The 11,594-nt window shown below is 47.5% G+C and carries 9 protein-coding genes and 1 pseudogene; 3 read left to right on the forward strand and 7 right to left on the reverse strand.

The genetic code is table 11. The features are described from left to right. Window positions 1-24: 24 nt before the first annotated feature. The 6 genes from ACEW8P_RS07185 to folP form a co-directional block, all read right to left on the reverse strand. Window positions 25-1,653, reverse strand: a complete 1,629-nt coding sequence (locus tag ACEW8P_RS07185) for an ABC-F family ATP-binding cassette domain-containing protein (RefSeq protein ID WP_373512412.1) — start codon at window positions 1,651-1,653, stop codon at window positions 25-27. A gap of 171 nt (window positions 1,654-1,824) precedes the next feature. Continuing rightward, window positions 1,825-3,099 (reverse strand): beta-propeller fold lactonase family protein, encoded by a 1,275-nt coding sequence (locus tag ACEW8P_RS07190; RefSeq protein WP_373512413.1) that lies wholly within the window; start codon window positions 3,097-3,099, stop codon window positions 1,825-1,827. A gap of 147 nt (window positions 3,100-3,246) precedes the next feature. Beyond that, the gene (locus tag ACEW8P_RS07195; RefSeq protein WP_373512414.1) at window positions 3,247-6,066 is read right to left on the reverse strand and encodes a prolyl oligopeptidase family serine peptidase; all 2,820 of its coding nucleotides are present in this window, start codon (window positions 6,064-6,066) and stop codon (window positions 3,247-3,249) included. Between the two features lie 88 nt (window positions 6,067-6,154). Then, entirely contained in the window at window positions 6,155-6,415 is a 261-nt protein-coding gene (gene rpsT / locus ACEW8P_RS07200) for a 30S ribosomal protein S20 (RefSeq protein ID WP_373512415.1), read from the reverse strand. A gap of 183 nt (window positions 6,416-6,598) precedes the next feature. Next, window positions 6,599-7,390, reverse strand: coding sequence for a diadenylate cyclase CdaA (gene cdaA, locus ACEW8P_RS07205; protein ID WP_373512416.1), 792 nt, complete (start codon window positions 7,388-7,390; stop codon window positions 6,599-6,601). Between the two features lie 34 nt (window positions 7,391-7,424). Beyond that, window positions 7,425-8,309, reverse strand: coding sequence for a dihydropteroate synthase (gene folP / locus ACEW8P_RS07210; RefSeq protein WP_373512417.1), 885 nt, complete (start codon window positions 8,307-8,309; stop codon window positions 7,425-7,427). A gap of 47 nt (window positions 8,310-8,356) precedes the next feature. Here folP and ACEW8P_RS07215 point away from each other — a divergent pair, with 47 nt between their 5' ends. From ACEW8P_RS07215 to ACEW8P_RS07225, 3 genes are all read left to right on the forward strand, one after another. Then, window positions 8,357-8,902, forward strand: coding sequence for a DUF1599 domain-containing protein (locus ACEW8P_RS07215; RefSeq protein ID WP_373512418.1), 546 nt, complete (start codon window positions 8,357-8,359; stop codon window positions 8,900-8,902). 80 nt (window positions 8,903-8,982) lie between these two features. Beyond that, window positions 8,983-10,071: a BT_3928 family protein gene (locus tag ACEW8P_RS07220; protein ID WP_373512419.1), complete on the forward strand. Its 1,089-nt coding sequence runs from the start codon at window positions 8,983-8,985 to the stop codon at window positions 10,069-10,071. Next, on the forward strand, window positions 10,068-10,577 hold the full coding sequence (locus ACEW8P_RS07225) for a shikimate kinase (RefSeq protein WP_373512420.1): 510 nt from the start codon (window positions 10,068-10,070) through the stop codon (window positions 10,575-10,577). The genes ACEW8P_RS07220 and ACEW8P_RS07225 overlap by 4 nt, the downstream gene beginning before the upstream one ends. A 60-nt stretch (window positions 10,578-10,637) precedes the next feature. On the opposite strand, the pseudogene ACEW8P_RS07230 reads toward ACEW8P_RS07225, so the two are convergent. After that, a pseudogene (locus ACEW8P_RS07230) lies at window positions 10,638-11,594 on the reverse strand (hypothetical protein); the annotation flags it as partial.

An 11,594-nucleotide genomic window follows, 5' to 3' on the forward strand; every position in this document is an offset into this window, starting at 1 on the left:
TTTCAATGATTTGATACAATAAGGCTAAGCAAATACGCCTTCGTACAAAGCTTCCCGTTGCGACTTGATGTAGTCATCCTTGATAAACTCATCGTAGGTCATCAGTTTGTCGATCATCCCCTTCGCTCCTATCTCAATTACACGGTTGGCGACGGTTTGGATAAACTGGTGGTCGTGAGAGTAAAACAGCACATTACCAGGAAATTCCATGAGACCATTGTTCAGCGCTGTGATCGATTCCAGGTCAAGGTGGTTGGTGGGGTCGTCCATAACCAGCACGTTAGAGCCAGAAAGCATCATCCGCGACAACATGCATCGCACTTTTTCTCCCCCGGAAAGTACCTCAGCTTTCTTCAAAGATTCCTCTCCGCTGAACAGCATCCTACCCAGGAAACCGCGAATAAAACTCTCGTCCTTTTCATCGGAATACTGGCGTAGCCAATCTACCAGATTAAGATCAATGTCAAAAAACTCGTTCGGGTCTTTGGGGAAATAGCTTTTGGTGATCGTCACGCCCCAGTTAAAACTGCCGGAATCGGCGGTATCCTCTCCCATCAATATATCGAACAAAGTACTGACCGATTGCATATTCCGGCCCACGAAAGCGATCTTGTCGTCCTTATTCACGGCAAAACTCAAATTCTCGAACAGGTAGCTACCGTCCTCAGCCCGCTTAGTCAATCCTTCGACGCGCAGGATCTGATCGCCCACTTCGCGCTCGGGTTTAAAAGCAACATAAGGGTACTTGCGGGATGACGGCTTGATGTCATCCACCGTAATTTTTTCCAGTAGCTTTTGCCGGGAAGTAGCCTGCTTCGACTTGGAAGCGTTGGCGCTGAAACGGCGGATAAATTCTTCCAACTCTTTACGCTTATCCTCGGCCTTTTTATTGGCGTCCTGCTTTTGCTTCATCGCCAGTTGGCTGGACTCGTACCAGAAAGAGTAGTTGCCGGTATAAAGCTGCACCTTACTGAAATCGATGTCCACGACGTGGGTCGTAACTTGGTCCAGGAAGTGGCGGTCGTGAGAAACTACGATGACCGTATTTTTGAAATCGGCCAGGAAGTTTTCCAGCCACATGACGGTATCTACGTCCAGGTTGTTGGTCGGCTCATCGAGTAGTAGCACGTCGGGATTGCCGAATAGCGCCTGCGCCAAAAGTACCCGCACCTTGTCGCTGCCATTGAGGTCGCGCATCATGGTTTGGTGCAAGTCTTCGGGGATAGCCAGACCACTCAATAGTTGGGCCGCTTCGGTTTCAGCCTCCCAGCCGTTCAAGTCGGCAAATTCAGCCTCGAGATCGCCCGCTTTCACACCATCCTCATCGGTAAAATCTTCCTTAGCGTAGATGGCGTCCCGCTCCTTCATCACTTCATAAAGCCGCTTGTGACCCAGGATTACGGTGTCCATTACTGTGTGGTCATCGTAAGCAAACTGATCCTGCGTCAGTACAGCTAAGCGTTCACCGGGGTTCATACTCACACTACCCGTCTGCGACTCGATCTCACCCGCCAGGATTTTGAGAAAAGTTGACTTACCTGCTCCATTGGCCCCGATCACGCCGTAGCAGTTGCCGGGGGCAAACTTTACATTTACTTCGTCAAAAAGAATTCGTTTTCCGTACCGTAGCGATACGTTCTGAACTGTAAGCATTTATAAATTGAATTTTTTTGTGATTTTCAACTGCAAATTTACTAAAAAACTATCTGTGAATTAAACAGCCCCAGGTAATTCTGGTTCCGTAAAACCTATATTATCACTTAAATAAAAAGGCAGGCCGAATAAATCGGCCTGCCTTTACACAAAAATCTTGTTTAGAACTAATCAGGGAATCACACGAATTGTGTGGCAACCGCGCTCAACACTGATGCGTCCGTTTTGCTTAGCCAGCGCAGGCGTAGCGCCTTTAGTTACTGACCAAAATTCGACACCGCCCGTGCGAGCTCCATAGTCTAGGTATTCATACACCGCTACGGCGATGTTTGAGCCGTCTTTATCGAAGGCCACACTCTGCGGCAGAATGCCGGGGAAAGGGTAGTCCGCCACTTTGGTAAGTGCACCGTCCGCGAGGCTATACAACGTAAGAGAGCTTGAAGAACCTGCACCATCCTCGGTCCAAGGCATTGCGCTCTTGCCAGAATTGGCCACTACAATCATACTGCCGTCAGGACTTATGGCAAAGGCACCGGGGTTCGTACCCAGGGGCGTAGAGCCATTCACCTTATGCTCGCCACCAGTAAGTGAGAATTCCACCACGTGTAATGCGCCAGCACCAGTGGCTTTTCCCATAGCACCTTTGGTATCCACTACGTAGTAGTACTTACCATCTTCTGAAAACCTGCCGACGGTTGGGTTTTCGCCGACTTTCAATGGCGCACCCAATTTTTCAATGTTCTTCAATTTACCACCTTCCCGAAGTACCTTATATAGAGCCACTTCCTTAGTACCTTCCAGAGTGACGGCCAAGAAATTCCCAGTAGGATGCCAGCTCAAATCGATGATGCTGTTTTCAGCATCCAGTTCAGCAGGCAATGCTAGAAAACGGGTAGGCTTACCAGAATCGTCGGTTTCCAGAAAGACCAGTTCCTTACCCGCATCACGGGTCGAAACCATCAGTTCATTGTTTTTGTAGATATCGATGGCTGTGGGATTCTTGCCTACCGCAAAACCAAAATTCACTTTCGGTTTTGCAAAATTGACGATATCGACAACGTAAAGTTTTTGGCCGTCGGGAAAGCCCTTCATAGCATCAGGGAAATCCATTACCGTTTCGCCAGGAGCACCACGGGATTCCAACACGTAGGCCAGGCCACCCGTTTTGGGCACGGCCATGCTCTTAGAGTAGGTGAGGGTGGAGTTGGGAACTACAATTTCGCCAATGCTGGCACCGCCGCGTTCTAGTGGAAATTTGATGGAAGTCAGTTTGTCTTTGACGGTGTTGTCACGCAGAAGTTTGCCATCTACCAGGGCGGAAGCTGCCATGTCCGCGTCGGAGATGGCTACCATGCCCCGAGCATTGAATGATATGGAGGATGATTGGGCGAACGCAGGAGCAGAAGCCAGTGCGGCCAGCCCGGCAAACAATACTATTTTTTTCATTCTTGGGTAAGTCATTTGTGTGATAAATGGTACTAAATAAAGGTTTTTTGTTCGAAATTCTTCCAAAAGAAACCTTGTGACCGAGAAAACGACCACAAGGTTTAAATTTTAAACGCAATATAGGGCTTAATATAATATATAGCAAGATCAGTCCAACTTCATATCCCAGCGTTCTTTTTCCAAAACCGTTCGCCCTTCGCTCATCCAGACGGGCATGGGCGCAGCCTTTAAGTAATGATCGAAGAACTGATACATTCTTGTGCTCAAGTCTTTCATATTGGGGCGTTTGGTTAGGTTATGGTCTTCGTCATTGTAGACCAGCATCCAAACAGGTTTACTAAGTCGCCGTAGCGCTGTAAAGAATTCAATGCCCTGGTACCAGGGAACGGAGCCATCGGCGTCATTGTGCATCATTAGCAGCGGTGTCTCCACGCGATCAGCGTAGAAAAGTGGTGAGTTTTCGATGTAGTACAACGGTTTTTCCCAGAGTGTGCCGCCGATACGGCTCTGCGTTTTTTCGTACTGAAACATCCGGCTCATGCCCGTGCTCCAACGAATGCCGCCGTAAGCACTCGTCATATTGGCGACAATAGCCCCTGCCATCGCGGCTTTGAAAAGATTAGTTTGGGTGATGAGATAGGCCGTTTGGTAACCTCCCCAACTTTGTCCCTGAATGCCGATGTTATTACGATCCACGAAGCCTTTGTCCACCAAGTCTAACACGCCGGAAACGATGCAGTCATAAGCATTCTTTCCGGGAGTTCCGTTGCCATACACGATGTCTGGGACAAACACCAAATAATCGTTCGATACGCAATAGGGTATATTGATAGTCGAGCGGCTCGGGGCCGGAGCCCGGAAAACGTGTAAAGAGGTAGCGTTGCGCTCATAGTAATACACCAGCATCGGGTACTTGCGGCTGGGGTCGAAGTTTTCAGGCTTGAATAGTAAGCCTTCCAACGTCACGCCCTGGCTCGAAATCCAGGAAACCTGCTCCGCGCTCCCCCACTTGATGCCATTAGTCTGAGAGAAAAGGTTAGTAAGTTGCTGCGGATTTTTCCAATCCTGGACGTAAAATAGTTCGTTGGGATGAGTGAAATTGCCTTTTTCGTACGCATACACTTCGGCATCTTTGGCTTTCTTGAAAGAGTTGGGAAGGAAGTAATAGCTTTCCTTCACCTTGATCGTAGGGTCAGACTCCGCTTTCCAGTCCAGCAGCCCGGTCTGCTTGTCATCCTCCCATTGGCCCCACAACAAGTTGTTTTTGGATAGATCGATGAACATTTCCTCGTCCTTCTCTCGGGTTTCGAGGTACTTTAGTCGTACTTTCTCCTTCCGTCCGTAGCCATTGGTGAGGTTAACGGGTTTTTCCTTCAAAGTAGGGTCAAAGCGCCAAATATCGTAGCGATCATAAATCAGAACGTACTTATCATCCTTCGTCCAGCCCGCCGCGCCGTAGGAATTGGGCATGTCGGGTGTATCGTGCTCCTCATCGTGAAAAGCTACCGGAAGGTCCTTAGTTAAATTTCGGATCGTGGCCACCTGATGCTCGTAAACTTTCCAGAGCGTGTCCCGCTCGTCGAACCATATCGCATATTTTCCGGCTGGAGATATCTCTGATTGTCCTAGTACGTCACGAGCGATAAGTGTGTTTTTGCCCGTTGCGGCGTCAATCCAGTAGAGGTCAGAGTGTCCAGGCTCCCAGGAGCTTGATTTCTGGTAAGGTTCAAAGGACTTGCCCAGAAAATGGGGTTGGTTCTCCCTGTAGTTGATGGTAACGTAGGCCATTTCCTCATTACCTAACGGCACTACCTTCCGGCTATTTACATCATAGTATGTCCAGTAGTTTCTTTCCAGCATTTCTTTGCGCTGCTTATCCTGCATGGGTTGCAATTTGGCGTCGGTGTGGCTCCACACGTCCACTCGCGACAGCTCCTCGTCCAGCATCGTCGTGTCTTTCAACGAGGGCTTGCCCACCGGGGCGGCACCAAAGTACAGCCGCCTGCCATCGTCCGAAAACTTGGGCTTTTGAAATTCTGAAGGTGCCCAGTAGGATGGCCAGCCCTTGGTGACAGTGTCGGCAATCAGAACATTAGACTTTCTTCCAAAATCCCTAAAATGGAGCGCAAACCGCTTTACGTCAGCCTTGGCGGTGTCCGGCGAACTCATCCAGACGGCTTGCTCGCCTTTTTTATCCAAAGTCAAATTTTTGTATACTTCAACCTTAGAACTGGTATCCAGCATTTGGGTCTTTTTGTTGGTAAAAGTGTATTCATAAATGCCTCTGTAAAGCGAGGTGTCTTTCAATATCTCGCGGGTAAAAATCACTCGCCCCCCTTGGTCGGACAAAGCGTAATCATTCACGTTCTCAAAGGAGACAGAATCGCTGCCCGAAATATTAAGAAGCGTCAGCAAGTCGCCCTTCGGCTTTTTAGATTTCTTTTCCTTTGCTTTCTTATCATCCGAATCTTTTTTATCAGTTGAATCTTTTTTCGATTCAGGCATTTTGGTAGCCATCGCTAACCATAGCCCCGCGTCTTTGGGTAAGGCAAAGGAAACCAGGTCGCCATACGCTCGCTTTTGGCCACTTGCCAGATTGACCACCACCAGGCTGTCCTTGGGCATTTTTTCTTTTTTGACTTTGGCTTTCTTAGCCTGCCGCACTGTTTCTCTCTCAGTTTTTATTTTGGCTACCAAGTACTTGGCGTCAGCAGAGAACTGGGCATCGTAGCCACGCGGAATCAGAACTTTACGGGATGCGGACGGATTCTCAACAAAAAGTTGCCCATCGCCTTCCTGCGGATTGACTTCGTAAGCTATCCACTTCCCATCCTTTGACATCGTAGTTTCTTTCACACTTTTCCAAGAATCATAATCGTCGCCGTTAAGGGGGCGTTTGGCAGTCTGTGACCAGGCAGCTGAGGGAATCAAGGAAAGAATGCAAAAAGTTAAATAGATATTTCTCATGGATCGTCGTTAGATTTTGTGAAGGCTAAAAATAGAAAAACCCCGTAAGCTTTCGCTAACGGGGTAATAAAATATCCCGGGTAAATAATCAGGCAGCCGACAAAGACTTAACAAATTTGGCCAACTTAGACTTCTGATTATTAGCCTTGTTCTTGTGAATGACATTCTTCTTGGCTAACCGATCCAGCATGGACGAAACCGTCTTGTACACCTCGCGGGCTGCTTCAGGATCGGTGGTATCGCGCAATTTGCGAATATAGGTACGCGTAGTTTTGTGCTGATAGCGATTTCTCAAACGCTTGGTTTCGTTGGCGCGAATTCTCTTTAATGCCGATTTATGATTTGCCATTTGGTCTTGGTGATGTTACTTTTCTAAAAACGTCTGCAAAAGTAAGCAGAAATGTGCTTAACGGCAAAGGTTTTTCAAATATGAGTTGTGAATTATGAGACATTAGCAATCAAATGAGAATTATTTTACTGAATACGAGTCACTTATCACAAAATACTCAATGCCCTTTTGAACTAAACCAAATCAGCTTGAGACAGCGTTCAGATATTCAGACAAGCGGGTTTCCAGTTCTTCAGCGGGAATATTGGGATTCATTTTACCTTCTAAGGCCAGCGAAATTCTTCCCGTTTGTTCGGAAATAACCACTACGGCAGCGTCGGTAGTTTCGCTGATACCTAACGCGGCGCGGTGTCTAAATCCCATAGAGACGGGTACATCCACTCCGTCGGCTACGGGTAGGATGCATCGGGCGGCGGCAATTCTGCCGTCGGCTATGATTGTGGCTCCTTCGTGCAGAGCGCTGTATTGATTGAAAATAGAAATAATAAGGTGTTTGGAAATGGCCGCGTCTAGTACTTCACCCGTTTGGATAATTTTTTCCAGACCGTCCATCTTTTTGATGACTACGATGGCCCCATTGAAATCGGCGGCAATGTTGCGGCAGGCATCAGCAATCTTTTTCAACTGTTCGCTCTGTCCGGTCGTCTTGGACTCTCCTAGTAAGGTATTGAACAATCGATTATTGGTAAAGGCTGTGGATTTGCCGATCATCAATAGAAATCGGCGGATTTCCTGCTGGAATATTACGATAAGGGCAATGGCCCCAACGCCCATGAAGTATTGCAGGATGGTAGTCAGCAATTCTAGCCGCAACCCTTTGACCACCAAATAGAAGACGTAAACGAAAATGCAACCCAGAAAAACCCGGCTGGCGATACTTCCTTTAACAAGGTAATACACTTGATAAAGCAGAATGGCTACCAGGGTGATGTCAAGCAGATCGGTCCAATTGACCGTAAGGAAACCAATACGCATATTTAAATCAAAATTTTGGCGAATCTAGCAATTTTTACGAGCGTTGAGTGGTATACTGCCACAGTTTAACTGCTTCGACGGCTTCCCGCACGTCGTGAACACGCAGGATGTCCGCGCCTTTCTGCAAAGCAAGCGTGTTCAGCACCGTAGTACCATTGAGCACCTTAGTGGGTGTAACGCCCAAACTGCGCCAAATCATAGATTTGCGCGAAACCCCTACTAGTAATGGCGCGTTCAGGCTTTTGAGATGTTCAAGATGATTGAGCAGTTCGAAGTTCTGCGGTACATTCTTGGCAAAACCAAAGCCTGGATCGACAATTACATCGGCTACGCCGAGCGATCTTAGCCGTTGCAACTTTTCTGCCAACTCCCGCATAATATCCTGCACTAAATTATCGTATTGATTCAACTGGGTCATAGTTTGTGGTGTGCCTCGCATATGCATTAGCACATAAGGGACGCCCAACTCGGCCGCTGTTTCGAACATCTGCTCATCCAAATTGCCCCCTGAAACATCATTTACTATAGATGCCCCAGCCCGCACAGCCTGTTTAGCTACCGCCGAGCGAAAAGTATCTATTGAGATAACCACAGCAGGAAAGGTTCTCGAAAGTACTTCGATCACGGGCAAGATCCGCTCACACTCTTCGTCTACCGAAATTTCCGCAGCGCCCGGCCGGGTCGAGTAGCCGCCAACGTCTAGTATCTTCGCGCCATCGGTCAACATTTGGCCCGCTTCTTGAACGAAATGATCTGAATTGGGGTCAAAACGACTACCCTCGTAGAAGGAATCTGGGGTGATATTCAGAATTCCCATCACAGCGGGAGTACTTAGATCCAGCAATCGTCCTGACAAATTGAGCGTTTTATGATTAACTTGCCGCTCAAGCATGTCTACGGGCTTTCGGCTCTGGGCCATCGGTTTATTTTTTGATTTTTTTAATGATTACGCCCACTTTTTCAGTCTTGAAACCAACAGAAACTGAATACGAGGAAATTCTGGCTTACTGTCGCGATCTTTTTGCCAAAAAAAACCAAGATTACGGTACTTCCTGGCGAATCCTGCGCCTACCCTCCATCACGGATCAAATTTTCATCAAAGCGCAGCGCATCCGTACGATTCAAGATAAAGGTAGCCAAAAAGTGGAAGATGGAATCACGGAGGAGTTTGTGGGGATCATCAACTACTGCGTGATGGCACTTATTCAAATTTCGTGGCAAGGTCGCAATTCAGAGTTCGACCTTGACAAAATCACTGAATTGTATGAAGAGCAAATCCAGGAAGTAAAAGTACTGCTTTTCAGCAAAAACCACGATTATGGCGAAGCCTGGCGCGATATGCGGGTTAGTTCAATGACGGATATTATTTTAATGAAACTACTGAGGATCAAACAAATTGAGGATAATGAAGGCGTCACATTGGTGTCAGAAGGGGTAAAATCCGGCTACCAAGACATGATCAACTACGCCGTATTCTGCCTTATCAAATCTAATGGACTTCAAACTAACTGATTGGCCGATTATTCATATTCGTCCCAACAATTAAATTTTACTGATGGGCGGGCACATAGGCCCGCCCCTACCAAAACACAATGAAAATTGCTGCTCAAATTGCCAAAGTCATCGTTGGCGTTCTGTTTATTTTTTCGGGGTTAATCAAATTGAACGATCCTGTCGGCACCGAAATCAAACTGGAAGAGTACTTCGAGGTATTTGCTCAGGATCTGCCCGCCCTGCATGACTTCTTTGTGGGTCTCGTCCCTTTCGCGCTGTATTTTTCGGTGATTCTCTGCGTGGCGGAGGTAGTATTGGGAGTGGCTTTGCTCGTGAGCTATAAGCCTAAGACTACTTCCTGGCTGCTGCTCATAACTATTCTCTTCTTTACGTTTCTCACCTTTTACTCAGCCTATTTCAATCGGGTCACAGACTGCGGCTGCTTCGGGGATGCCATCAAATTAAAGCCCTGGACTTCGTTCAGTAAGGACGTTTTTCTTCTGGTACTGATTCTATTCATCCTTTATAACCGAAAAAAGTTTCGCGCTATGCCGACAGGCATGATCGTGGCCGTCGCGACGGTGGCTTCGGTGGGCGTGGCTTTTTACGCCATTCGGCATCTGCCGATTTTCGATTTACTCCCCTACCGTGTCGGCGCGAGTATTCCCGAACAGATGAAGCCTTCGGAGGAAATGCGGTACAAGTACGTTTTTGAAAAAAATGGACAATCGGTAGAATACGAGAAATTCCCGAGCGACACTACATTGCAGTTCAAGGAAATGGTGCTACTCAACGAGGAAGCCAAGCCTAAAATTACCGACTATCGTGCCTGGAACGACGAGGGCGATTTTACACAGCAAACCTTCGAGGGCAACAAGCTATTTATCATCATTAAAAACCTGAACGACCTTAATACAGCCGCTTTTCCGGACATCCGTAAGTTAGTTAACGACCTGAAAGGCAAAGAAGTGACTCCAATAATACTTACCTCAGCGAGCAGCAGCGAGATAGATGATTTCAGGAAAACTCAACAGTTGAATATCCCGTATTATTACGCCGACGCCACAGTACTCAAAACAATCTCCCGCTCCAATCCAGGAATTTGGCTGCTCCAAAATGGCGTAGTTAAGGGCAAATGGCACTACAACGATACTCCTGATGCCGAAGGGGTTTTGAAGAGGCTATGAAAAACGTATTTTTAGTCGGAATGCCCTCTTCCGGCAAATCAACTCTGGGAAGAAGATTGGCGCGCGCCTTGAAATACCAATTCGTTGATTTGGATAAATTGATCGTTGCTGACCAGAAACGATCAATACCGGAGATTTTTAAGGCAGAAGGGGAAGATTACTTTCGGAAAGTGGAAAAGTCAGCTTTGCAGGCTATTCAACCTAATCAAAAGACGGTAGTTGCTACGGGGGGAGGTGCTCCTTGTTTTTTCGATAACATGTGCTTTATAAAAGCCAATGGGTTGAGTGTTTTTATAAATATCTCCCCTTCGTTATTGGCCGCCCGTATTCTTAATCATGACAAAGACGACCGCCCGCTACTTTCTGAATTCAAAGCAAAGGATTTGGAAAAGGAACTTTCAAGACGATTGACCGATCGACTTCCCTTCTACTCCCAAGCTGACCTTTCCATCTCTGAGAAAACCAGTATTCAGGAAATTGTAGCGTTGCTCGTACCTCTACTTTAAAAAAGCGTGGCCGGAAATTCAATTCCTGGCCACGCTTTTCCTGTCTCCTATTAGATTCTCCTAGAAGAAAGTACCCAACGATACCAGCACGTTGATGGATTTGCTGTTTATAGTCGCCGAGCCGAAATCGGCTTGATTGTCTAGAACATAGGGTGTGTAAGCCGATTTGGCGGTATTATATATTCCCGTTATGTCAGCAAAGAAACGATCATTTCGGAAGCCAATCCCGCCCGAAAAGTACAGTTTACTACGGTCGATGTCGTCCAACTTCACGCGGTAGGGATCACCGAGGTAAGCCACGCCAGCACGCGCACGGAAAGCACCTGCGCGGTACTCGCCACCAGCCCTCACATTGAGGCCACTCGTGTAGGTGTCTTCAATTTCGCGCTTGTTGTTTTGGCGAAAGGCAGAATTGTCGGTAGCACTCAGCGTTCCGGTGCTCACCCTAGTACCTCTGTATCCTACATACTCGACTGTACCGGTAAGAAAGCCGTTTTTACCAAAGAAGTAAGTAACCCCACCCGATGCCCGCAGCGGACTTTGGATGGTGTATTCGAAATCGTTGGGCTGTAAGCCAATGCTCGTTACGTCCGGCACGAAGAAGACAGGTTTGCCGTTGGCGTCCTGCTGCGGGATACCAATGATATCGGCATTGACGAATTCATTGAAAGTTTCTCTCACACTCATAAATGTAGGCGAAGTGATAGATGCTCCAATTTGCAACTCGGGTGTCGCTTTGTAGATAATGCCCAGGGAAGCATTAATGCCGTTCCCAGACACGTTAAGGTCTTGTGTGTTCGTCGAGCCTCGAATCACCTTGGCGTTGGCATATTGGTCCGCCAGCGTAGAATTGTAATCGTATTTGATGCGATTGAAACCGACCGATGCCCCGATATAAACTTTATCGTTGTAATTGCCCGCATAAGCAAACGTCCACTGTGAGTGAGCCCCGGTGGACTCGAAACTACCCAGTTGGTCTGTTGCACTTCCCCGCTCGTATCGAGTGTAGGGGGGGCC

The organism is Persicitalea sp., from assembly GCF_041751555.1.
Lineage (GTDB): Bacteria > Bacteroidota > Bacteroidia > Cytophagales > Spirosomataceae > Persicitalea.